We start from the raw sequence: 24,839 nt of genomic DNA, 5'->3' as shown, positions 1-24,839 counted from the left end.
TCTTATGAATAGCCTTACGTAAGGGAAGTAACTACAAAAAATCCATTACTATTTCTCGGAGATAGACTGCCGTTGAACGCGCCGAACGTTAAAACATATGTAGAATTTCTGAATGACTGCGGAGAAAATATCCGGGTCAACGCAAGAACGCGTGAAATATACTATAGAATTAAGGATGAAAGAAACCAAGCTCGTACAGAAGAGCGCGCCGCTTCTCCGCAGGATAACCTGAAAATATCCAGTAGCTGGGATAATGTCAGCAATCTTGGATTGCAGATTATATATTCCGAAAGCAAGGATGTTGAAATATTGGCGTGGCTTGCGGAAGCATCGCTGCGCCTGCGCGGCTTTCATGGTCTGCGCGAAATCTACGACCTCGGCAAAGAGCTGTTTTACAACCACTGGGACTCGCTGCGGTCAATCAGCGACGATAATGACGAAGAAAAATTTGCACCTTTAGCGGGATTGAACGGTGTCGGCAGCGAAGGAACGCTTGTTCAGCCTTTGCGCCTCGCCTCATTGATCCCAGGCGGCAAATTTGGCGAACACAGCCTATGGGACTTTCAACTCGCGCAGCGCCCAAATGAGAGCAAACGTCGCGAAGAGCTATATCGGCTTGCGTCTGAAACTGGCGTTGCCGCCATGTCATCCCAGTTGGCAGAGGTGACTGCGTGCCTCTCCTCGTTTGATGCCATCATGGCCATCCTTGCCGAGCGCTGCGGGCAATCCGCACCACCGAGTTCCCATATCCGTAACACGCTGGTCGAAGCAGCGTCTGCAATTCGCTCGCTCGGCGGGCGTGACCAGGAGCCGGCATCCGTCGAACAGGAACCTGTGGGCATCAGCGGTTCAGACGAGAGCGGGCCGGCGGCCGCGCGGCCCGCCGTGACCGCACCGGAAGGCATATTATCGCGCGACGAAGCATTTGAAACTCTTCTCTCGGTTGCGCGTTACTTCCGCCGTACCGAGCCGCATTCACCGATCTCCCTTGCCATAGAGACACTGGTGCGCAGGGGACGCATGGATTTTTCGGAACTGCTGGCCGAGCTTTTGCCGGAAGCCCAGGTTCGCAACGCAGTCTTAACCGCCGCCGGCATCAAGCCAAGCGGAGAGAGCAACGGAAAATAGAAAGCGCGGAGCGCGACGCCGCTCCGTAACAGTCGTCTGTGCCAAGGGGCACCAAGGAGGTTGAAATGGCAAGTGTACATGAGAAGCTGGAGCGTGTTCGCAAACCACGCGTTCACATCAAATACGAAGTCGAAACCGAAGGCGCGATGGTAGTCAAGGAACTGCCTTTCGTGGTCGGTGTGCTCGGTGATTTCTCCGGCAATCCCACCCAGCCGCTCAAGCCGTTCGGGGAGCGTAAATTCGTTCAGATCGACCGCGACAATTTCGACGAAGTCATGCGGCGCATGACGCCCGGCCTCAATATTTCCGTTGCCAATACGCTGCAAAAGGATGGCACGGACATGCAGGTCAACCTGAAGTTCGAAAGTATGGATGATTTCGAACCCGGCGCTGTCGTGCAGCAGGTTCCGGCGCTCAAGGCGCTTTTGGATGCCCGCAACGAACTGCGCGACCTTCTTTCCAAGGCCGACCGTTCGGAAGATCTGGAGCGGATGCTGGAGGATATTCTGCAAAACAAGACCGACCTCGCAACGCTGGTTTCCGAACTCAAGGAAAAGAACGGCGCGAACGAATAATCGCCTGTGTGGAGGAAAATCTCCTCGAACGGCCCCGCTTGGGGCTTCTAACTGTTCAAGCGGCATTTTCAAAGCCGCATGTGGAAGGACTGAAACATGAGCGCTGAGAGCCTGCTGAAAAATGAAGCACAGGCAACGACCGCCGAAGATCAGGGACTGCTGTCCAAGGTGGTTGCCGCTACCCGTCAAACCGAACCGGACCGCGCGCAGAACCTCCTGCGTACGCTGACCGATCAAGCACTGAAGGGGACGGTAAAATATGATCGCAACCTCACCGTCACCCTTAACCACGCGATCGCGGAGCTGGACCGCACGATTTCCGAACAGCTCGCCGCTATCATGCAGGCGCCCGAATTCGCCAAGCTTGAGGGCACCTGGCGCGGGTTGAACTATCTCGTCAAGAACTCCGAAACGAGCGTCAACCTCAAGATCCGCGTCATGAATGCCGGCAAGCGTGAACTGGCGCGCGATCTCGAAAAAGCCGTCGAATTCGATCAGTCCCGCCTCTTCAAGGCGATCTATGAAGACGAATTCGGCACCCCCGGCGGCGAACCGCTCGGCGCCATTATCGGCGATTACGAATTCGACAATTCCTTCGATGACGTCCAGCTGCTGCAAGGCGTCTCATCGATCGCGGCGGCAGCCTTCGCGCCATTCATCTCTGCTGCCAGCCCGCACATGTTCGGTTTCGAGGACTATCGCGATCTCGCCCGTCCGCGCGATCTGGAAAAGATTTTCGACACGGTCGAATATGCCAAGTGGCGCAGCTTCCGCGAAAGTGACGATTCCCGTTTCGTCACGCTTGCTCTTCCGCGTGTGCTGGCGCGTATGCCCTACGGCCCGAAAACCAACCCGATCGATGACTTCGCCTATGACGAAACCAAGGGTGCGGTGAATGGTGACCTTGAGCATGACGAATATTGCTGGATGAACGCCGCATACGTGATGGGCACCAAGCTGACCGATGCCTTCGCAAAAAGCGGCTGGTGTACGGCTATCCGAGGGGCTGAAAACGGCGGCAAGGTGGAAAACCTGCCCATGCATGTCTTCTCCAGCGATGACGGCGACCTGGATCTGAAATGCCCGACCGAAGTCGGCATTACCGACCGCCGCGACGCCGAACTCGGCAAACTCGGCTTTCTGCCGCTGTGCCACTATAAGAACACGGACTATGCGGTGTTCTTCGGCGCCCAGACCGCGCACAAGCCGAAGCTCTACGACAAGCCGGAAGCAACGGCCAACGCCGCCGTTTCGGCACGTCTGCCCTACATCATGGCCACGTCGCGTTTCGCGCATTATCTCAAGGTCATGGGGCGCGACAAGATCGGCTCCTTCATGGAAGCGTCCGATTGCGAAGTCTGGCTCAATCGCTGGATCGCCAACTACGTCAACGCCAATGACGAGGCGGGTGAGGAAAGCCGCGCCAAATATCCGCTGCGCGATGCCAAGGTGACCGTGCAGGAAGTGCCCGGCAAACCCGGCGCCTACAATGCGGTCGCATGGATGCGGCCCTGGTTGCAGATGGAAGAACTGACGACCTCGCTGCGCATGGTCGCCCGTATTCCGTCGAAGAACTGAGCCTGGTGCGGGGTGCTCAGCCACCCCGGCCCCGTTCATCATCCGGAGCACACTCATGGCGCATCAGTCCTTCACGGACGCCCGTATTTTCGCCGACCAGCTCATCGCCCTCATCGACGATGCGCTGACCGGCCAGGTGAACGCTATTCTCCACCATCCCGATTTTCAGGCGATGGAGGCGAGATGGCGCGGGCTTGCCATGGTCGTGCGCGAGGCGGGCCGCAGCACCGACGTGAAGGTGAAACTGCTGAACGCCAGCTGGCGCGACCTTGCCCGCAACACGGAACGCGCCACCGACTTCGACCAGAGCCATCTTTTCGAGGTCGTCTATAACCGCGAATTTGGCATGCCGGGCGGCGAACCGGTCGGCCTTCTGATCGGTGACTACGCCTTTTCCCCTGATGATCTTGATGGTGCCGATTCCATCACAACGCTGTCACAGATCGGCATGGTGGCTGCGGCCGCCTTCTGCCCTTTCGTAGCGGCGGCTTCGCCCTCCACCGTTGGGCTGCAGGACTTTTCGGAGCTCAGCCGGGTATATGACTTTTCCTGGCTGAAACAGGAGAAATCGCGGCTGCGGTGGAATGCGCTTCGCGCACGCGACGATTCACGCTTCGTAGGCCTTGTCGCACCGCGCGTTTTGCTACGTTCTCCCTACAGGCCCTATGCGCGCGGGCGGGATGACGGATTTCCATTCCGCGAGCATGTGGCGGAAAGCGGCGAGACCCTGCTGTGGGGCAACGCCGCCTTTGCCTTCGCAACGGTTGTGGTGCGCAATTTCGTCGATTCCGGCTGGTTTGCGGATCTGCGCGGTGTGACACAGGACGCCCTGGATGGCGGCATGCTCTCTGCCCGACAATTGCCACCGCTTGATCTCGGCATCGAGAGTAACGGCCTGTCCGCCCAGCCGCCCGTGGAAGTGCAACTGACGACTGGGCAGGAACAGCAATTTTCCGATCTGGGCATCGTACCCGTCTCCACAACCTATCTTTCCGGCATGGCGATCTTCAACGCCAACCAATCCCTGCATGCACCCGGCCATTACTCCACCGAAGCGGCGAGGCAGAACGCCCGCCTCGCTGCCATGCTGCAATATGTGCTGTGTGCCTCCCGGTTCTCGCATTACCTCAAGGTCATCATGCGCGATGACATCGGCCAGCTCAGCGATGCCACGACCATCGAGCGTAAACTGGAAAGCTGGCTTTCCTCCTATACGCTCGGCAACGACGATGCGGAGGCGGCGTTGCGCACGCGCTATCCGCTGCGCTCTGCAGGGATCAATGTCTTCGAGGTTCCCGGCAAGCCCGGAACATTCTCATGTACCGTCCGCCTTCAGCCGCATTTCCAGCTCGATGACGTCTCCACGAGCTTCCACCTCATTGCCGAAACCATGATGCCGGCCACCGCCGCATCCCGGCCTTCGGCCGAGCCGCAAAGGATATCCGCATGACGCTGCGCGACGAAATTTCCCGCCTCCTGGACGACAACCAGCTGCAAGACGCAATCGGGCTCGCGCGGGACCATGTGAAAACCAGGCCGACCGACAAGGATGGCCGCCATTTCTACATCGATCTGCTCGTCCTCGCCGGCGACTATGAAAAGGCCGATGCGCAATGCAATCTGGCCGCAACATTCTCACCGCAGGACAGCGTCGGTTTTTCCCTCTTCCGCCACCAGCTGCGCGCCATGGCCGCACGCAATGCGTGGTTTGAAAGCGGCGCCGTACCGGATTTCCCCGGCGGCCCCTCCGAACTTGACCAATTGGCCATCCGGGCGAACATTGCCGAGCGGAGCGGCGATGTCGAGGGCGCGAAAGACGCGTTGAATGAACTCGACGAAAAACGCGGCAATGTGCCAATCGGCCACGACGGCAAGAGCGCCGGCGACATCCGCGATCTGGACGATCGGGTTCCGCATGCGCTGGAAGTCCTGACCAACGGCGGACGTTATCTCTGGATCGATTACGGACGCATCGAGAGCCTCAGCATCGACCCCATGAGCCGCCCGCGCGACCTCGCCTTTCGCGGCGCCGAACTGACGTTGCGCGACGGGGCAGTCGCATCCGTACTGCTTCCTGCGATCTATCACGGTGCGGGTGACGATGTCGGCCTCCTTCTCGGTCGAGAAACGCACTGGAGTGAGGGTGAACCACTGATAACCGGTCTCGGCCAACGCTGCCTGCTGATTGGCGACGATGTTGTGCCGTTCCACGAAATCGGCGCGCTTTCCGCCCTGTCCGACGAAGAAAGGCAGATCGCCCGTGGTTGATCCGCTGGAGCAATATCGCGCACGGCAAAGGACGCTATCGCGCTCGGTTCTGGACCGGCTGCTCGATGACGCGCCGGATGCGGAAACGGATATGCTCGTCAGCCTGAAGGATCAGGCCCGCGAGATGCGCGAGGTGATCCGCCGCGACCTCGAGGCATTGCTCAATACTCGCCGCAACCCGGCCGGCCCGCCGGCTGCGTTGAAGGAACTGTCCGATGCCCTCGTAAGCTACGGCGTGGACGGCATTCTTTCGGCCAATCTGGTGACGGATGCCTCCAAGGCGCGACTCGCTCGCAGCATCGAGCGGCGGATTTCCCTGTTCGAAACACGCCTTGCCGACGTGCATGTGACGATCCTGAAAAACCGCACGGATGGTGACCGGGCGCTTCGCATGCGCATACAGGCAAGCTTCCGCCTACAGGAAGGCATGCCGCCGATCAGCTTTGAATCCCGGATCGATCCTTCCACGCAGCAATTCCTGGTGGAGGCGACGAATGGCTGAAGGCTTCCTCGAAAAGTACAATGACGAGCTTTTTGCGCTGCGAAAGCGCGCATCTCGTTTCGCGGCGGCGTTTCCAAAGATCGCCGGCAGGCTGCGGATGACGGGCGACGTTGCCGACGATCCGCATGTCGAGCGTCTGATCCAGAGTTTCGCCTATTCCGCCGCCCGGGTGCGCCAGAAGCTGGATGACGAATTCCCCGAACTGTCGGACAGTCTGCTGGAAACGCTCTATCCGCATTATCTTGCCCCGATCCCTTCGATGAGCGTCGTGCAATTCGCTCCGAGCCCGGCGCTGGCAACCGTGCAGACGCTTCCCCGCCACAGCGAAATTCTCGCCGAACCGGTTGGCGGCGAAAGCTGCCGTTTCCGCACCACGCAGGACGTCGAGATCCTTCCACTGGAGATCGCAGCTGCCACACTCACCGGTCAGCCGATCGATGCCCCTTTTTCGGCGTCCTTTGCCGGCACGGCCAGCTGTTTGAGGCTTTCGCTACGCAGCACGGCCCCGCGCAGCGGTACTTTCCCGGAAATGGGACTGACGAAACTCCAGATTTTCCTGTCCGCCGCATGGCAGCAGGCGACAGCGATTTACGAGCTTTTGACCAACCATTGCGTCGGCATGGCGCTTGCGCGTCACGCCGAGGACAAGGAAGCCGTTTTCCTGCCCGCCGGAAATCTTACGCCGTCCGGGTACTCTCGCGATAAAGCCATGCTGCCATATCCAGCCAACAGTTTTGATGGATACCGGCTTCTCACCGAATTCTTCGCGCTGCCGCAGAAATTTCTGTTTCTCGACATTGACGGCCTGCAGAAATGGGGCGGCGGCGACTGCGAGCTATACATCTATCTGGATGCGGCCGACACGCGGCTTGAGCGCATGGTGTCGGTCAGAGATTTTGTGTTGAACGCCTCACCGGTGATCAACCTGTTCAAACAAAGCTGCGAACCGCTCAGTCTTGATGGTACGCGGACGGAATACAGGCTGCTGCCGGATGCACGGCGGCAGCGGACGCGCGAGATCTATGCCGTTGAAAACGTCCAACTGACCAGCCGTTCCGGACAGACCGAGAAGACGTCTCCGTTTTTTGGTCGCACACAGCGCAATAATGGCGCAAACGTTTACTGGCAGATACAGCGCCGGTTCGATGATGACGGCTCTTCCGATACGGACATCGCCTTCGTGGATCAGAAGCGCGGCCCGCTTGGGCCGCTCGACATGGTGGCAAGCATTGATACACTTTGCCTCAACCGCGAACTGCCAAGCCAGCTTCCCTTTGGCGGCGGGCACCCATTCCTGCAGCTTTCTACCGGCAACGAGGCGGTGAAATCCATCCATGCGCTGATGCCGCCGACGGAGGCGATCCGCGTCAACGAGCGTTCGGCACGCGAGTGGCGGCTGATCTCACATCTTCTCCTCAACCATCTCTCGCTCACCGACAACGGCGGCGCGCCGCTGAAGGACATTCTCTCGCTTTATTCCTTCAGGGACAGCCCGGAAACCCGACAGATCGTGGAGGCGATCAGCAATGTCGAGGCGCAGAATTCTCATGCCCGGATTGGCTCGGCAATGGTACCGGGAACAGATATCACGGTGGAGTTTGACCCGGCACTGATCGCGCGACCTGCCGCATTTGTTTTCGCCGGCGTCCTCAACCATTTCTTCGGGCTCTACACCTCGATCAACAGTTTCACGCGACTGACGGCGACGATGCGCGGCCAATCCAAACCGATTGCCCGCTGGCCAGCCCGCGCGGCCGACCGGCCGCTGCTTTAGGAGACGGGTATGTTACAGCAGACGCCAACCATCAAAGACCGACAGGCGGCGCTTCTCAGCGACGATCCCGGCCGCTTTGACCCTGCAACCGCGTTTCGCGTCGCCCAGTTCGTTTCGCCGGATGACGCGGTCGTCATCGGTGCTCATGGCGGAATACAGCCGACACCGCTTGCAGTCAGCGGTTTCAGCCGAAAGCGCGGTCATGCCGAACTGAAATCAGCTTTCGCGCCCATCGTCGGCCCGCTTGGTTCGCTACCGCCGACCTACGGCGAACTGCTGCAACGGGAAGAACGCAATCGTTCGGGCGCGCTGGCCAGCTTCTTCAACCTTTTTGCGGCAAGGTTCAGCGAACTGTTTGTATCCGCGACGGAAAAATACCGTCTTGCAAGGGGTTTGCGCTGGTCGGCCGATCAGAGGGACAACGGTTTCCGCAAAACACTGCTCGCCCTCATCGGGTTCCGCACTGCCGGTCTGGTCGAGAAAGCAGGCGTGAGCGAAGACGCGCTCCTGCGTTTCAGCGGTCTTCTGGCCGGCCGCAACCGCAATGTTTCGGCCCTGACATCAATGCTTTGCGAATTCACGGGACTTCCGGTCCATATCGAACAGTTTCGCCGGCGTTGGGTGGCTTTGCCGCTTCACGAACAAAGCCAGCTGGGGCAGGCATCAGGACTGAGGCTCGGACAGAACACCACAGCGGGAAGCGCTGTCGAAGATATGAGCGGCGGCTTCCGGGTCGTGATCGGTCCTGTCGCCTATGCGGATTACCTGGCCCTCACGCCCGGTTCGAAACGGCTTGCGGAAATATTTTCTCTGACACGCCTGTTCGTCGGAAGCGCATTGCGTTTCGATGTGCAGGTGATCCTGAAAAAGGAGGACATTCCGTTTTGCCGCCTCGGCCAGTCCGATGCTCCCGCCCGTCTCGGCTGGAACAGCTGGGCTCGCGTGGCACCCGCCCAACAAGACAGCGCTGACGCTGTGGTGACCGAGCGGGAAGGCTCGGCGATTTCCGCGTGAGGGCATGGATATGAAGCTTGCACTCAAGGACACACGCAATATCGGACCAGCAAGAGCCAGTCAGTGGACCTTCGAGCGCGGCCGCCGCGTCATTGGCCGTTCGCGGGAATGCGACTGGCAGATCGACGACAATGAACGGCGCGTGTCCAAGCTGCACTGTACACTCAACCGCGATGGCGAAGGCTTCACGATAATGGACCAGAGCGCGAATGGCACGCTGGTCGATGGCCGCCTGCTGCTCGAAGGCGAAAGCGCACGTCTCCGCGACGGTTCGCAAATCAACATTGGCGGGCAGGTTTTTCAGGTCGCCATCAGCGGCGATGCCGAACTGGATTTTTCCGACCCCGACGCATCCCTGCGAATGAGCGACGAGCCGCTGACCATTTCGGCGATCCTTGCGGACATCGCCCCGAACGGCCGTTCGGCCGGCGGCATAATGGGCAACACTGCCTCTGTCGACGACTGGTCCGAAACATGGCGCGAGGGCGCCAAACGGAAGGCGAAATCCATTTCGCGAAATGTCGAGATCGGCTGGAGCGAACCGCCCGCGGCGTATGGAATAAGTGCCATTCTTCCTGATAACTGGGATGAGGAGCCGGTTGCAAGCAGCGAGCACGAACATACCGACGCGCTAAACACGCCCGTAATGATCTCTCGTCCGGTTTCGGCCGCCGGTGGCGAAGATTTCGACAGTGTTTTCCCGGAGACGGAAGAAGACTTACGAGCGGAGAACGCACCGGCTGCAGGCGTTTCTACCGCGCAGGAGATTGGCGATCTTCTGACTACGCTGGAGCAGGAAAGCGCCGATTGTCTGGCCGTTCTCGAACTCGAGAGCGAGCGCGCTGGCCAAGGTTCGTCAGCCTCCTTGAGCGAGCGGATGGAAAGGCTCATCCGCCAGCAGCGGCAACTTGCCTACGCGCTTGAAACCCTGATCCATGGTTGCACGCAAAGGCTCGAGCCGAGGCTTATCGAGGCGTCTGTCGACGCCGGCAGCGATTTCCGGGCAAAGATCGGCCGCCGGGACTGGCAGGGGCTAATCACCAAAACAGACTATTGGTCCGCCTACAAAAAGCAATTCGAAGAAAACGGCCGTCCATTGCCGGTCAGGCAGTTCCTGCAGCGCGCAGCGCGTGGTGAAGCCGCGCCGGTACGGCAGACTGACGCGGCCACAGCCGATGCCAAGGGGGTAAATGACCACGATGAGACATGAGAACCGTGTAGCCTGGAGCGAGGGCATGTTTCTTCGCGTCCAGCATTTTCAGCAGTCCGACCGTTGGACCGAACGCCTGGTGCGCAACACCACACGCAACCTTTCGCCCTATCCGTGGGGGATCGTTGAGATCGGGGTCGATCGCAGCGCCTTGTCGATAGGGCAATTCGCTCTGTCGAACCTGCGCGGCATTCTTCCAGATGGAACGCCCTTCGAGGCGCCTGAAGATTCCGACCTGCCGCCGCCGCTCGATCTCGATGAAAGCGTCAAGAATGCCATCATTTATCTTGCCCTGCCGGCTCGGCAACCGGGCAAGGCCGACATGTCCGCCAGCGGCCACAATGACACCAACAATGTGCGTTTCACCGCATCCACCTATGAAGTCTCCGATACCAATATAGAGACGGATTTCGTGGCCCCGATTGATGTCGGCCGCCTGAGCCTGAAGTTCCTCAAGACCGGTGACGATCTTTCAGGTTATGACCTCATCGGGCTGGCGCGGGTGATCGAAGTCCGCTCCGACCGTGCGGTCATTCTTGATCCTGATTTCATCCCGCCAAGCCTCAGCTGCGCGGCTGCGCCCCGTCTCAACGAATTGCTGACGGAGCTTCTGGGGATTGTGCGCCACCGCGCCCAGGCGATCGCCGAACGCATCGGTGACCCGACGATCCGTGGAACGGCGGAAGTGGGCGATTATTTCCTGCTGCAGATCCTGAACCGGGCCGATCCGCTACTGGCGCATCGCTGTGCCAACGCTACGCGTTTTCATCCCATCCGCTTTTACGAAGACTGCATCCAGCTTGCCGGCGAGCTCGCCACCTTCACCACGGATAGAAAGCGGGCGACAGATTTCCCGCCCTATCGACACGACGATCTGAAAGCCACCTTCGGCGCTGTGTTTGATGATCTGCGTACCTCGCTGTCTGCGGTTCTAGAACAGGCGGCCGTCGCAATCGAACTGGTGGAACGCCGTCATGGCGTCCGCGTCGGCACTATCCACGACCGCACGCTTCTGCGCGACGCCGGCTTCGTGCTTGCCGTGCGGGCGGATATGGCTGCCGAGGATATTCGCCGCCGCCTGCCGGCACAGATCAAGGTCGGTCCGGTGGAACGGATTTCCGAACTGGTTAATGTGGCACTGCCGGGTATTCCCGTGAGGTCCCTGCCGGTTCTGCCGCGGCAACTACCCTATCGATCCGGCACCGTTTATTTCGAGATCGACACGCAGTCGCCGCTCTGGAAACAGCTCGATACTTCAGGGGCGATTGCCCTGCATCTGGCGGGAGAATTTCCCGGGCTTGAAATGGAAATGTGGGCATTACGCGAATGAGCACGGAAAACCCCTCTTCCTGGCAAGACTTGCCAACGGTGGTCGAGATCACCGAGGAAAGTCGCCGGCGCAACCAGAACGCCCGCAACATGGCGGCAATCCTGGAGGACATCGTCGAGACCGACGAGCCGGCAGGCCCCAGCAGGGCAAAGGCGACTGCCATGCCGGTCGAACAGCTGCTGACCGGTTTCCACTTCGGCGGCGAGGAGGTTCCGACACTTGTGCAATCGGCAGCTCCCCTTCTCAACCTCGCACATCTGCTGCGCTTCAGCGATGCCGAGCCGGATCCCGACCAGCTTCGCCGCGCCTGCGTTGAAGCAATTACACGCTATGAACGCGACCTCGCCTCCGCCCGCATTAGCCCCGAGCGGGCAAGGGCTGCGCATTATGTCGTCTGCGCGACGGTCGATGACGTCGTTCTCAGCAAGCCTTGGGGTGTGCGGGCAGGCTGGGCGCGCTCCGGGCTCGTTTCCACGTTCCACAATGACGTCACTGGCGGCGACCGGGTTTTCGACATTCTCGACCATTTCCACCAGTCGCCCGGCGCCAACAAGGATCTGCTGCTTCTGATCTATCTGTGCTTGTCGCTGGCTTTCGAGGGACGAACCCGCGTTTCACCGAAAGGAGCGCTCGAGCTTTCACGCATCCGCGACAGCCTCTACAAAACGCTGATCGGCCAATATGGCGCCTTCGAACGGGAGCTTTCTCCGCATTGGAAAGGTGTCGATGCCCGACATACGCCATTGCGCGCGATGGCGGCGCTCTGGACCATGCTGTCGCTGATGGCGCTCGCCTTCGCGCTCGGTTATCTCTTCTTCACGCTGTCGCTCAACAGCGCATCCGATGTCACCTTCGAAAGACTTGCTCATCTGCCGCCGAACGAAACACCGAGCGTGTTGATCGCAAGCCCTCCCGCACCAACGCCGCCGCCAACTAGAGTGGAAACTCCCCGCGTCGTTGATCCACCCAAAATCGTGGAGCCGAGACAACCCTCCCGGCTTGAAAAGCTGATGGCCTTCCTGCAGCCAGAAGTCGACAGGAAGCTCGTGACCCTTGCGGATGTGAACGGGCGGCTGCGGGTTCGCATCAACAATTCGGGCCTGTTCACGACAGGCAGCGCCGATGTCAGCCCGCAGTTCCGCGATCTCATCCAGCGTATCGGCGGCGCGCTTGCGGCTGAGAAATTTCGTGCGGTGGTCATCGGTTATACCGACACCGTGCCGATCAAGACGGTGGAGTTTCCATCGAACTGGCACCTTTCCGAGGCGCGCGCCAAGGCCGTTGGAGACATTCTTTCCCAATTCACCGGTCCTGAGGCAATCCTGACCGAAGGCCGGGCCGACAGCGACCCGATCGCCGACAACAAGACGGAAGAAGGCCGTCAGATAAACCGCAGAACAGAAATCATGGTCCTGACCAATCCCGATGAAAAACTGAGCGATGCCGGCATTCTCTCGCCGCCCATACAGAACAGTCCGGGACAGCAGCCGGGAGAGACCCAGCCATGAATCCATTGAGCTATTTTTATACGATCCGCTCCTATGTCGAGAGCTATGCGGCCCTCGTCGGACGACGTTTCCTGTCGCTTTTATGGGTGATAGCGCTCTGCGTCGTCATCTGGTTCTACGGCTATCTGATTGCGCTCGGCGATTTCAAGCCGCTTGGAACGGTGCAGGCCCGGCTCATCGCCATCGGCATCATCGTCGCCATCTGGCTGGTCTACATCGTCGTCACGATCTACCGCGGACGCAAGCAGGACAAGGAACTCGTCGACAGTATCGAGCGCGAGGCGCTGGCCAATCGGCAGGCGGAAATCGGCGAAATCCAGACACGCCTGAAGGAAGCGCTCGCTCTCTTGCGACGCGTCACGAAAAAGCGCTTCGGTTATATTTACGACCTGCCCTGGTATGTGATCTTCGGCGCCCCCGGTTCCGGCAAGACGACGGCACTCACCAATTCCGGCCTGCAATTTCCGCTTGGCGATGCGCTCGGCGAAAATGCGGTGAAGGGCATTGGCGGCACGCGCAACTGCAACTGGTGGTTCGCCGATGAGGCGATCCTGATAGACACCGCCGGCCGCTATACCACGCAGGACGATCTCGACGGATCCTCAAAGGCCGGCTGGGAAGGTTTTCTCAGCCTCCTGAGGCGATATCGCCGTTCGCAGCCGATCAACGGCGCATTGGTTACCCTATCCATCCCCGATCTGCTCAACCGTGATCCCGAAGAACAGCGGCAGGAACTGCGCTCCATCCGTCAGCGGCTTTCGGAACTCGACGAATATTTGCGCGCTCGGGTCCCGGTCTATATCATTCTGACGAAGGCCGACCTGCTGCATGGTTTCGTGGAGTTTTTCGACGGTTTCAACAAGACCGACCGTCAGCAGGTTTGGGGCACAACCTTTAAGCTGGATGAGAGCTACTCCGCCGAGTACCTGCCGCAGCGCCTGACGGAAGAATTCGAACTTCTGCAGCAGCGGGTCGATGCCATGCTGATCGAACGCCTGCAGCAGGAACAGAATGCGGAGATACGCGGACGTATCTTCCGTTTTCCGGCCGAGCTGGCGCGTCTGAAGGACCGCCTGCATGAAGCGCTTGCCGAGCTTTGCGCAAGTTCGCCTCTCATTGAGCCCCCGCTTCTGCGCGGCGTTTATTTAGCGTCGGGAACGCAGCCGGAAACGGAAAGATCTCCCGCAGCCCCCAAAACCCGCCGGAGCTACTTCCTCTCGCGGCTGTTTAAGGATGTCATCTTTCCCGAAGCCGCATTGGTGATGCGCGACAAACGCCTTTCCGGGCGGCAATTGCTGGTGCGCCGCATTGCCTATGGCGCATCCGCCGCGGCGGTCGCCATTGTCTTTACTGGCTGGATTTTCACCTATTTCGCCAATACACAGGCGCTCGCCGAAGCGGATCGCAAACTTGGCGCTTATGAGCAGCTCGTTCAGGGAATTCCCGTACGAGACGTCGCAGATGCGGATTTCCTGCGCATCCTCCCCGCGCTCGACAATCTGCGCGATGCCAATTCCGGCTTTGCCCGCGAACGCATGTGGAATGTCGGCTTCGGTCTCGATCAGGAAGAAAAGATTGCCGGGCGCCAGCGTGATGCCTATCAGCGCGCGCTAAACGCCCTGCTGCTGCCGCGCATGATCGTGCAGCTGCAAAAGCAGCTTAAGGACGAGAAGGATGTCACCCGCACGTTCAATTCGCTGAAACTCTATGGAATGCTGGGCGGGATGGGTGCACTGGACCGCGATTTCCTGACCGTGCAGACGCATCAGATGTTCGCATCGCTTTACCCTGGTGATGGAAGGGCTGCGGTGCGAGAAGCGCTGGACCAGCACGCAAAGGCGCTGGCCAACGGCGTGCTTGCACCGATCGAGCTCGATGCGCGGCTCATCGCTACCGCCCGCGAAACGATCCGCGATCAAGCGATTAGCACACGCGCCTACGATATTCTCGCCGGTCTTCCGCAGGTGCGCGAATTGATGGAATGGACACCCGCGGCGGCTTTCGGTCCACTGGGGGAGCGGGCTTTCGAGCGTCGCAGCAAAGCGCCTATGGCGGAGGGCATAGAGGGCCTCTTCACTGCCGATGGATATCACCGTGTCGTCATTCCGCAAGTCGCTCATGCCGCCCGCATCGCGCTTTCCGAAGGCTGGGTGCGCGGTTCTGATGATGCCATCAAGGGCGCGACCGTGGAGCAGGTGGCGCAGGCCGCGCTGCAAATCTATTTCGACCGGTTTGAGAAAAAATGGGCTGATATGCTGGCCGACCTTCGGGTCAAACCGTCCCAGACCCTCGGCGACGCAGTGGAAACCACTCGTGCGCTCGCCAATGAGCGCAATATAGTGATGGAGGCCGCCAGATCGATCTCGGAGGCGACCGATCTCCGCCCCGGAGCAAACCCCGCCACCCTCGCCTCCACTGCGGAAGGCGACGCAACCACAGCCGTTATGGTGGCCTCGGTGAATGCGTCCGATCCCTATGCGAGACTGCGCGACATGCTGGCGACAAAAGGCGCAGCCACAACGGGCGAGCAGGCCAATGGCGACAAGACCGGCGGTTCGCCGTCGGAACAGTTGCTCGCGCATTTCAAGCTGCTGAACGAACAGCTTGCCCGCTCGGCAACAACCTCCGATGAAGTCGCCAAGGTGTTCGACGTGGACAGCCAGCTCACCAAGGCCAATCAGGACCTGCTGCAGCAGGCCCGCGAATTGCCGGCACCGCTCGACGTCTGGGTGGCAGGCGTGGCGGCGGATGTCGGCTCGCTCGCAGTGAAGTCCGCTCGCAGCCGCATCGCCGAACTCTGGACATCAGATTCAGCCTCCCTGTGCTCTTCGATCGTCACCGGTCGTTATCCCTTCGACCGGACCTCCGCGCGCGATGTCGCCATTGCGGATTTCACGCGTCTCTTCGGGCCGGCAGGGGTTTTCCAGACCTTCTTCAAACAGCGCATGGAACCGTTTGTCGACAAGACGACGACCCCATGGAGCTGGAAGGGTACCTTTGGCGCGGCCGGCCTTCCCAGCAGCGCCGTCGCCCAGTTCGAAAATGCCGACAAGATTTCGCGCGCCTTTTTCCCGAATGGTAGCGAGACGCCGGCGGTTTCGATCAATGTCAAACCCGTCTCCCTCACCAATGCCTCCAGCGCGGTGATGCTGGAGATCGAGGGCGAGCGGGTCGTTTATTATCATGGTCCGATCCAGGCGAAATCGATCACCTGGCCTTCGCGCGAAAACACGGCAAGCCTGTCACGCATCGCCTTCCAGCCCGGCGGCTGGCAGCAGGCCAAAACCGAAAATGGGGACTGGTCGCCCTTCCGCCTGTTCGACGGTGCCGATATCGAGAACCAGTCGGGTGATCTGCTGCGGGTGCGGTTTGAGAATGGCGGACAGGCTGCCGAATTCGATATTCAGTTCGGCTCGGTTCTCAATCCGTTCAAGCTGGATGCAATTGCCAGCTTCGCCTGCCCCGCGCAGTTCTAGGGACGGAACGGAATGGTGAGTTTCAAAGGAGAGGATTAGAATGAAGGCAGGCACGACACCGACAGCGGGTCATCGCAACTGATGGCCGATCAGGCATCAAGGTCTACGCAAACGACGACGGAAAGCGATCGCATCGGTTTCTTCGGCAAGGTCCCAAGTCATGGCGATTTCATCTCCGATGGGCTCGAGCGGGAATTGATCGGTACCTTTGACGGCTGGATGCGATCCGGCATGCACGCCGGTGCGGATATGTTTACGGGCCGATGGCCCGAAATATTCTCTTCGTCGCCACCCATACGCTTCATCATTGAGCGCGGCATATGGGGAAACTGCGCCTATGTCGGTGTACTGGTGCCGAGTGCTGACCGGGTGGGACGCAAATATCCGCTCGCCATCATCGCGCAGCTCAATGGCTTCCGCGAACATCCACGAAGCCTCTATCTCGACGACACCTGGTTCATGGCCGCGGAGGCGCTGGCGGAGACATCGATGACCCGCGATTTCGACATCTCCCGGTTTATTACTTCGATCAAAAAACTACGTCTGCCAAAATCGCGGGAAGAGGAGGATGTGCCGGAAATGGTGCGCGGCCGTATGCCGACGAGCCTCTGGTGGTATATCGACCCGGTCAGCCGTCGTGCCCGCGGCCTCAAATTTGACGGCAAACCCAAAGCCTCCGATTTCGTGCGCCTCTTTAGCGACATGCCGGGCAAAGGCGGCGAGGACCGTTCAACGCCAGCGCCAATTCCAGCAACGGCGCAGGAGGAAACAAAACAGCAAATGCCGCCCGTGGCGCCAGCGCCTGCGCCGGCAGCGGAACAGCCGTCATCTGTGACCTACAGCTATGCCACACACCCTGGAACGCGGCTTTCCCTGAATGCGGATGCTCTTTTCGTTTCCCAGACACCTTCCCTCTTCGCCATAGCGGATGGCCAAGGTGATTCGCACAGCGCTGCAGAGGCCGCCCGTCTCGCCACGAATATTCTTGCGGAAACGCCAGATGCCGAAAACCCGGAGATGATGGCGCAACAGATCAGGGGAAGGCTTGGCACCATCAACAGCCTGCTCCTCTCCCGCCAGACGACCGGTGCCGATGTCAGGCCGATGGCCAGCGTCGTCATAGCTTCGATCATCTCGCGCAGGCTGAGCGTCCTGTGGTCTGGTGATGCGCGCGCCTATCTCCTGAAAAACGGCACCATGCACCAGCTTTCGCGCGATCACGTCGTTGTCGGCATGAAAAAGCAACTCTCGCAATGTGTCGGGCTTTCCCAGCAGTTCCGGCCGGACATCGTTTTCGAGGAATGGGGTTTGCAGGACAGGGTCCTGCTGTGCAGTTACCCGCTGGTGCAGATCCTCCGGGACCGCGCCATCGCCGAGATCGTCTTCAACACCCCGGTCAAGGATTGCGCCAATGCCCTGGTCCAGGAAGCTCTCATCGAAAACGCCCGCGAGAATATAAGCGCTATTGTGATTGGAAACCGGCGTGAACAATGAACTTGCCTATCCGGAGGTAGCCGCACGCTTTTCCGACCTTTGGCGAAGCATCCGCCATGAGGGCACGCGGCAAAGAAGCTATCAGGAGCAGCAAGACCTGATCGACCAGATCCGAAATGCGCTGGATCGAAAATTACCAGATATTTCTGGCGAAAAACCGGACTGGATTGCGGACAGCTTTGCCGTGAATTTCACAGCTTACCAGAGCGAGACGACACTTTTGCTCCAATTGCGCCACCGCGATCTCGGCTCGCTGCACGCGCTTAAAACCGCGCCACCTGCCCGCAGGGACGACACCGTTTTGCTGCACCGTTTATGGGACGAGGCCGAGATCGGGCTCGCGCTGCGCCATCCCTGCCTTGTGGAAACGTCCGCCCTTTTGCGGTTACCCGATGGTCGGCCGGGTCTGTTGCAGCCGTGGTTTGCGCACTCACTGGCATCGATCATATCTGCGCAACCGATTGCCGCCTCGGAGGCGATCGTGATCCTTCGCCGCGTGCTGCAAGCGCTGAGTGCAGTGCATGCATTTGGATATGTGCACTGCGACGTCACGCCCGCCAATATTCTGCTGTCGGATGGTAAGTTCGAAACGGCAAGACTGGGCGACTTCGGCATCGCCCTGCAGATTGGTCGTAAACACGCCGGACAGGGCCTGCGCTTTGCTGCCTCAACTGAATTTTCGCCGCCGGAACAAATGCAAGGCGCACCTGCAAAGCCGGATCAGGATATATATGCCGTGGGAAGGCTCGCCAGGCGGCTAATCGAGACGGATAAGGCACAATCACCGCAATGCCTCGCAGATCTTGCGGACGCCTGTTGCCATTATGATCCCGCTTTGCGCCCACAATCGGCAATGGAAGCTTTACAGCTTCTGTAACGCCTCATTGGTCAGTTGCCGCCGCCGGGAAGCGGCGCCGCCGCAGTCGGCACACTCTTCTGGAACACGGTCAGCAGCTTGGCGGAATCCACCAGCGGCGCGTTGCTGGCATAGAGCACATCGCCCTTCTGCATCTGGAAGAGCTGCATGAGTGCGATGCTGGAAGCGTCGCGCATGTTGACGTGATATATCACAGGCCGCATGGTCGTGGCCGTCGCGACCGGGCCTTTCGCGCCCGGTATCCTTGCGGCTTGAACCTGAACAATCTCATTGCGGAAGACATAGACATTGCGCGCGTCTGCGCGGTCATCCAGCAAGCCACCGGCGCGGCCGACGGCCTGCGCAAGGGTCAGCTTTCCGGCTTCAAACTGGAATTCACCGGCACTCTTGAAGGCACCGAGTGCGGTGTAGCTCGCCGCGTCGCCATCGATCATGATCTGATCATCCGGTGACAGGCGGATGTTCTGACGGTCTTCCCGCATGACGCGGTCAAGAGGCACGCTGGCCCTTTGCGAGCCGCGAACGACGGTGACCGTGGCCGCGCCCGCAGCGACAGTAGGGCCACCTGCTTGATTGAGCGCATCGAGCACCCGCTCCTGCCGGGCGGTGAGCACGATCTTTCCGGGATTTTTCACCGCGCCGCTGAGCATGACGGCGCTCGTCGGCTTATCAACGACAGTAACGACGGCCTGCGGATTCACGGCCGACCCCTTGAGGCCGGCAACGACCTGCGATTGCAGCCCTTCCGGTGTGGAATCAACAACTCTCTGTTTGCCAACAAATGGAATATTCACCGAGCCGCTCTGATCCACTGTAAAGCGGCCGAGATTAAGCGTCTTGCTCTGTGTCGGGGAGAAAAGTCCGTCTTCTCCCGTATCCAGCACGGTAATGTCGATAACGTCGCCGCGCCGCAATCTCTGGGAGTTGTAACCGGTGTTGCGAAGCGCGGTAAGGCCGGGCCCGGAGGCGTTCTGTGTGCTTGCGGCGGAAACCGTGGCTGCCGATGCGTTAGCCAGCTCGATGACGGGGATTTTCTCGTTGGTTCGCGGTAAAGTCGCAGACCGGATATTGCCTGCGGTCGGTCCGTCAGATGGCTTTGCACATGCGCTCAGAAGAGCCATCAGCAAAATCGCCCCCAACTTTTTCATCCCTCGTCCCCTCAATGATTCAACCTGACGCAGAGATATCATCCCGACACGTCATCGCAACAACTTTAGCGGTTGCAATTTATGGAAAACCTTCTGTCGAAAGAAAGGGTGTGACCATTCCGCAACCTTTTTGGATCCGGCCGAAGCAAACTCCTAGAATGCACCGATGAGAAATAAGCAGGACAACGACTCCGGTGGCGGCAATTGGCTTCTCCAAACCGCATGCAGGAGCCAAGGCTTTCAACAATCCCGCAGCGCCGAAATCAGCCCGCCCTCAAAACGATCCCGAGCACTTGTTTCCTGTTTACATCGTTGGAATGCCATCACCGACAGAAAAAGACTGTCTGCCGCAGCAAACGTGCTCCCATATACACAGTTGACAAAAACCCGTTGAGCCGATGGAAGCCGTTTCCTTATCAAGGAACTCGCCTCTAATTGCAGCCGCTTGTTTTGGCGTTCGCGTGGCTTTCCCACGATCTCCGCCACCCCGCACTGGTTCTGATGATTTTATCGAGCTTCCCTGGCGCGGCTCAAACGGGTCCAGTTGCTGTGTACAGCGCGGAACAACTTTTTCAAGGCGATAGGATCGCTGCTGAGGAGTCAAAGCGCTCCAGCCTGGCCAGCGTTTGCTGACCCAGTTCCACGGCATCGAAACCCTTCGCTCGCTGGAACTCGGCTTCCGTGCAGAACACCATGCCCAGCACAACTTTCGTCGTGCCATCCTGATCTTCAGGCCCACGCATCGGCATGTTGTGGCCCGTTTTCGCCCCATAGCAGCGTATAGGCGATCCTCTCTTCGGACCGGACCTCGACATAACGATGATGGTTCGGAAAGACTGTTCCGCCAGGGCCGATCATGTCAAAGACCCATGCGCCGCCGGTCCGCCGGTCAATGCTCTTCATGCGGCGGGAAAAGCCGTCAGGACCCCGCCATTGTGGCAGCGCCTCTTTGTTCATCCAGGCTTTCCAGACGATGTTTCGCGGCACCTTCATCGTTCGCTCCAGCACCATGGTTCGCCCGGCCACGCTGGCCAGATTGCTGAGACCGGCACTGAAACCTTGTTGATAGCCATCGCGCATATCCTCCGCCAGCGAGGAAAGCCGCTCCGTTACGGTCAAGCGGCTACGCTCTTTAACAGCCTGAAATGTGTTTCAGCGTGGGATTTGACCCCTCCATGGCGCGAGAGGCTGACCCCCGCCACGCCGAAGAAACGGCAAATTGATCAGCGTGTTAACCTGCCCCAACCAGGGTCAATTTTTCCGCGAGGCGTACAGGAAACGATAGACGTCGCCGCGCCTGTGATACGTGGCATAGGCGTCGAAATCCGTAGGCTCAAAACGGCGAAGGGTTAACTGCGAGGTCTGGATGGGTAGAAAGGTCTCAGGAAACACTCATCAGCCTTTTCAACCACCCCGGACGTCTAGTGGCGAGATCTGTGAACCGCAAGTCGTCAAACCTCGATCGGAAAGGAAAATCCGGCCTTTACCCGGTCCATGACGACCATGGTCTTGAAGCCCTTGATATCGTGGTTTTCGTAAAAGAACCGCCGGGTAAAGGCCTCATAGTCCTCCATGTCCTTGGCGGTGATGACCAGAATGAAGTCGGCATCTCCCGTCACATAATATCCGATCATCACTTCCCGGGTCGCGCGGATGGCCGCCTTGAAGCGATCGACAATATCGGCGCGTTCGCGCTCCAGTGAAACGAGCACGATCATGGTAATGCCGCGCCCAACGGCCTTCGGCGACACGATGGCGACATCCGCTTCGATGACGCCATCTTCGCGCAGACGTTTGAGGCGCCGCTGGCATGCGGTCGGTGAAAGATTGACGAGTTGCGCCAGCTCTTCCGACGTAAGGCGATTGTTTTTTTGAACGGCCTCAAGCAACGCCTTGTCCGCTCTATCGAGAGTATTCATGCACAAATCCTGCGTACGGAACCTAAAATAAGCGAAATTCCGGCTTGAACGATATAATTAACGCAGTCAACCGCTCAATGCGCTTGATTAGTCTCCCTGTAAATCTACCGGGAGCTCCATATGAGAAGTATTGCAAGCACTGCATTAAAAAACCTGCGGCGGCCCGATTTGATCGAGCGACGCGCTTTTCTCCATGGCAGTTGGGCTGCTCGCGATGAAACGCTCAGTGTCATTGATCCGGCGACCGGAGAAGATCTCATCGGTGTGGCGGCATGTTCGCTTGAGGATGCGGATGATGCCGTCAGTACCGCGAAAAATGCCTTTCCAGATTGGCGCGACAAACTTCCAACCGAACGCGGGCAGATCTTGCGCGAATGGGGCAAGTTGATGCGCAACAACGCGCATGATCTCGCCGTCATAATGACGGCCGAACAGGGCAAACCACTCTCGGAATCGCTTGGTGAAATTGCTTACGCTGCCAATTTCCTTGATTGGTTTGCCGGCGAAGGCGAGCGCGCCTACGGCGAGACGATACCGAGCCATTTGCCCGACAGCCGTGTCTCGGTCCAGATGCAGCCGCTAGGCGTCACCGTGGCCATCACGCCGTGGAACTTTCCCTCTGCTATGATCACCCGCAAAGCGGGCGCAGCGCTTGCCGCTGGCTGCACAATGATCGTCAAACCGGCGCCTGAAACACCCCTCTCGGCGCTCGCTTTGGCAAAGCTCGCTGAGGAAGCTGAAATGCCCGCCGGCGTATTCCAGGTCATCACTGGTCACGCCGCACCACTTGCGCATCGCCTGTTGCAACACACCGATGTGCGCGCATTTTCCTTTACCGGCTCGACTGAAATCGGTCGTATTTTGCTGGCGCAATCGGCGGCGACCATCAAGAGGGCCTCGCTGGAACTTGGAGGTCACGCGCCCTTCATCCTGTTCGACGACGCCGATGTCTCCAAAGCCGTAAAAGGTTGCATCGGGGCGAAATTCGCAACATCGGGGCAGGACTGCCTCGCTGCCAACCGGATTTACGTCCAGCGAGGTATTTATGACCGCTTCGTCAGTCAGTTCGGCAAGGCAAGTGCCGAACTCAAGGTCGGCCACGGTTTCGAGGCTGGCATCGATATAGGGCCGATGACACGCCCCTCCGTCGCTGAAAAGTGCCGCAAGCAAATCGCGCAGGCCCTCTCTGCCGGTGCACAGCTCATCTGCGGCGGGCAGGACAGTCCGCTCGGCGGCAATTTTGTCACCCCGACCGTGCTGGCCGATGTCACGGACGACATGCTGATCGCGCGGGAGGAGACCTTCGGTCCTGTGGCCGCGATCTTGCCATTCGATGACGAGCGGGAGGTCGTGCGACGCGCCAACTCGACGGAGATGGGGCTTGCGGCCTATCTCTACACCAACGATCTCGGCCGGGCGATGCGTCTGACGCATCAACTGGAATATGGCATGGTAGCCGTCAACACGCCGAAATTTACCGGCGCGCCCGTTCCCTTCGGCGGCTGGAAACAGTCCGGCCTTGGTCGTGAGGGCTCGCGTCATGGTCTCATGGAATATCTCGAACCCAAATATGTCTGCTTCGGCAACTTAGCTGCGTGAAAAGGAACTCGCCTATGACAATCGACGTCAAGAATATTGCGGAAATGGATCGAAACGCCGTTTTGCACCCTTTCACGCAGCTCAAGGATTTTGCCAGCGGCAAACTCGGCGAGCCCACCATTGTCGAAACCGGCAAGGGCATCCGCATTCAGGACGCGCACGGCAAGCAGTTGATCGACGGTTTCGCCGGTCTTTATTGCGTTAATGTCGGTTATGGACGTACCGAGGTGGCTGAGGCGATTTCACGCCAGGCCTACCGCCTTGCCTATTATCATTCCTATGCCGCCCACACGACGGATGAGCTGGCCATCCTTTCCGATCGCCTCGTCAGAATGGCACCAGGGAAAATGAGCAAGGTCTTCTACGGCATGTCAGGGTCAGACGCCAACGAGACACAGGCCAAGCTCGTTTGGTATTACAACAATCTGCGCGGCAAGCCGCAAAAGAAGAAAATCATCTCCCGCGAACGGGGATATCACGGCTGCAGCGTGGTTTCCGGCTCAATGACCGGCATGAGTTTTTATCACGACCATATGGACCTTCCACGGGCCGGCATCCTGCATACAGGCGTTCCGCATCACTATTGGGGCGCAGAAGCCGGTGAGACGGAGATGGAATTTTCGAGGCGGCGCGCGGAAGAGCTGGACGCGCTTATTCTGCGCGAAGGACCGGACACGATTGGTGCATTCATCGCCGAGCCGGTGCTCGGAACGGGCGGTATCACACCGCCGCCGGAAGGTTACTGGCCGGCCATTCAGGAGGTTCTCAAAAAATACGATATCCTGTTGATTGCCGATGAGGTTATTACCGGCTTCGGCCGCACGGGTTCTTTGTTTGGTTCACAGCATTATGGCATTGAGCCGGATCTGATCACCGTCGCTAAAGGCCTGACCTCGGCCTATTTCCCGCTTTCCGGCGCTATCGTCGGGGAGAAAGTCTACAAGGTGATGGAAGAAGGCGCGGATCGCGTCGGCGCCTTCTCCCACGGCTACACCTATTCCGGCCATCCTATCGGAGCGGCGGCTGCAAACGCCGTGCTCGACATCGTCGAAAAGGAAGACCTGCCAGGCAATGCACGAGCCGTTGGCAGCTATTTCCAGGAACAACTGAAGGCGAAGTTCGCACAGCTTCCGATCGTCGGCGAGGTGCGCGGAGTGGGACTGATGGGCGCTATCGAATTCGTGGCTGACCGGGAAAAAAAGACGCGTTTTGCCCCTCAACTCACTGTGGGTGCACGCGTTTCCAAGGCAGCGCGCAACGGCGGTCTCATAGCACGCGCCATGCCGCATGGCGATATTCTGGGCTTTGCACCGCCGCTCGTTACGACCCGGGAGGAGGTCGACGAGATCATCGCCATCGCTGAAGCCGCTGTCCGCAGTGTCATGGATGATCTGGTCCAGGCCGGCGAGAAAATCTGATCGGCAGCTTCAGTTTTCAAC

General features: G+C 59.2%; 18 protein-coding genes and 1 pseudogene. 16 read left to right on the top strand and 3 right to left on the bottom strand.

Going from position 1 to position 24,839, the window contains the following annotated elements:
- Positions 1-72: 72 nt before the first annotated feature.
- From tssA to F617_RS0122265, 14 genes are all read left to right on the top strand, one after another.
- Positions 73-1,128 (top strand): type VI secretion system protein TssA, encoded by a 1,056-nt coding sequence (gene tssA / locus F617_RS0122330; RefSeq protein WP_080801916.1) that lies wholly within the window; start codon positions 73-75, stop codon positions 1,126-1,128.
- 65 nt (positions 1,129-1,193) lie between these two features.
- The gene (gene tssB / locus F617_RS0122325; protein ID WP_013760989.1) at positions 1,194-1,703 is read left to right on the top strand and encodes a type VI secretion system contractile sheath small subunit; all 510 of its coding nucleotides are present in this window, start codon (positions 1,194-1,196) and stop codon (positions 1,701-1,703) included.
- 96 nt (positions 1,704-1,799) lie between these two features.
- On the top strand, positions 1,800-3,281 hold the full coding sequence (tssC, locus tag F617_RS0122320) for a type VI secretion system contractile sheath large subunit (protein ID WP_004431481.1): 1,482 nt from the start codon (positions 1,800-1,802) through the stop codon (positions 3,279-3,281).
- A 55-nt stretch (positions 3,282-3,336) separates the two neighbouring features.
- A complete protein-coding gene (gene tssC / locus F617_RS0122315) occupies positions 3,337-4,731 on the top strand; it encodes a type VI secretion system contractile sheath large subunit (RefSeq protein WP_019566787.1) in 1,395 nt (464 codons plus the stop codon).
- A complete protein-coding gene (locus F617_RS0122310) occupies positions 4,728-5,549 on the top strand; it encodes a type VI secretion system accessory protein TagJ (protein ID WP_019566786.1) in 822 nt (273 codons plus the stop codon). The genes tssC (F617_RS0122315) and F617_RS0122310 overlap by 4 nt, the downstream gene beginning before the upstream one ends.
- On the top strand, positions 5,542-6,051 hold the full coding sequence (gene tssE, locus F617_RS0122305; protein WP_013760992.1) for a type VI secretion system baseplate subunit TssE: 510 nt from the start codon (positions 5,542-5,544) through the stop codon (positions 6,049-6,051). Before F617_RS0122310 ends, tssE begins: the two co-directional genes overlap by 8 nt.
- Positions 6,044-7,825 (top strand): type VI secretion system baseplate subunit TssF, encoded by a 1,782-nt coding sequence (gene tssF / locus F617_RS0122300; protein ID WP_019566785.1) that lies wholly within the window; start codon positions 6,044-6,046, stop codon positions 7,823-7,825. Before tssE ends, tssF begins: the two co-directional genes overlap by 8 nt.
- Positions 7,826-7,834: 9 nt before the next feature.
- Positions 7,835-8,839, top strand: coding sequence for a type VI secretion system baseplate subunit TssG (gene tssG, locus F617_RS0122295; protein WP_019566784.1), 1,005 nt, complete (start codon positions 7,835-7,837; stop codon positions 8,837-8,839).
- 4 nt (positions 8,840-8,843) lie between these two features.
- Positions 8,844-10,049 (top strand): type VI secretion system-associated FHA domain protein, encoded by a 1,206-nt coding sequence (locus F617_RS0122290; protein WP_019566783.1) that lies wholly within the window; start codon positions 8,844-8,846, stop codon positions 10,047-10,049.
- The gene (gene tssK / locus F617_RS0122285) at positions 10,039-11,379 is read left to right on the top strand and encodes a type VI secretion system baseplate subunit TssK (RefSeq protein WP_026331017.1); all 1,341 of its coding nucleotides are present in this window, start codon (positions 10,039-10,041) and stop codon (positions 11,377-11,379) included. Before F617_RS0122290 ends, tssK begins: the two co-directional genes overlap by 11 nt.
- Positions 11,376-12,887: a type VI secretion system protein TssL, long form gene (gene tssL / locus F617_RS0122280; protein WP_019566781.1), complete on the top strand. Its 1,512-nt coding sequence runs from the start codon at positions 11,376-11,378 to the stop codon at positions 12,885-12,887. The genes tssK and tssL overlap by 4 nt, the downstream gene beginning before the upstream one ends.
- Entirely contained in the window at positions 12,884-16,363 is a 3,480-nt protein-coding gene (tssM, locus tag F617_RS0122275) for a type VI secretion system membrane subunit TssM (protein ID WP_019566780.1), read from the top strand. The genes tssL and tssM overlap by 4 nt, the downstream gene beginning before the upstream one ends.
- Positions 16,364-16,444: 81 nt before the next feature.
- Positions 16,445-17,857, top strand: a complete 1,413-nt coding sequence (gene tagF / locus F617_RS0122270) for a type VI secretion system-associated protein TagF (RefSeq protein WP_019566779.1) — start codon at positions 16,445-16,447, stop codon at positions 17,855-17,857.
- Positions 17,847-18,734 carry a protein kinase gene (locus tag F617_RS0122265; protein ID WP_026331016.1) on the top strand — a complete coding sequence of 296 codons (888 nt, stop codon included), beginning with the start codon at positions 17,847-17,849 and terminating at the stop codon, positions 18,732-18,734. The genes tagF and F617_RS0122265 overlap by 11 nt, the downstream gene beginning before the upstream one ends.
- Positions 18,735-18,745: 11 nt before the next feature.
- Here F617_RS0122265 and F617_RS0122260 read toward each other — a convergent pair whose 3' ends face one another.
- From F617_RS0122260 to F617_RS0122250, 3 genes and pseudogenes are all read right to left on the bottom strand, one after another.
- Positions 18,746-19,882 carry a polysaccharide biosynthesis/export family protein gene (locus tag F617_RS0122260; RefSeq protein WP_019566777.1) on the bottom strand — a complete coding sequence of 379 codons (1,137 nt, stop codon included), beginning with the start codon at positions 19,880-19,882 and terminating at the stop codon, positions 18,746-18,748.
- Positions 19,883-20,454: 572 nt separating this feature from the next.
- Positions 20,455-21,028: pseudogene (locus F617_RS27265) on the bottom strand (SRPBCC domain-containing protein); the annotation flags it as partial.
- A gap of 305 nt (positions 21,029-21,333) precedes the next feature.
- Positions 21,334-21,801, bottom strand: a complete 468-nt coding sequence (locus F617_RS0122250) for an Lrp/AsnC family transcriptional regulator (RefSeq protein ID WP_019566776.1) — start codon at positions 21,799-21,801, stop codon at positions 21,334-21,336.
- Between the two features lie 120 nt (positions 21,802-21,921).
- Between F617_RS0122250 and F617_RS0122245 the strand changes: the two genes are divergently transcribed.
- Together F617_RS0122245 and F617_RS0122240 are read left to right on the top strand one after the other, a co-directional pair.
- On the top strand, positions 21,922-23,400 hold the full coding sequence (locus F617_RS0122245; protein ID WP_019566775.1) for an NAD-dependent succinate-semialdehyde dehydrogenase: 1,479 nt from the start codon (positions 21,922-21,924) through the stop codon (positions 23,398-23,400).
- A gap of 14 nt (positions 23,401-23,414) precedes the next feature.
- A complete protein-coding gene (locus F617_RS0122240; protein WP_019566774.1) occupies positions 23,415-24,818 on the top strand; it encodes an aspartate aminotransferase family protein in 1,404 nt (467 codons plus the stop codon).
- The last annotated feature ends 21 nt before the right edge of the window (positions 24,819-24,839 follow it).

This window comes from Agrobacterium sp. 10MFCol1.1 (assembly GCF_000381165.1).
In the GTDB taxonomy this organism is placed as follows: Bacteria; Pseudomonadota; Alphaproteobacteria; order Rhizobiales; family Rhizobiaceae; genus Agrobacterium; species Agrobacterium tumefaciens.
The sequence above is the reverse complement of the archived record's forward strand: the minus strand, read 5'-3'. Positions and strand labels throughout refer to the sequence as shown.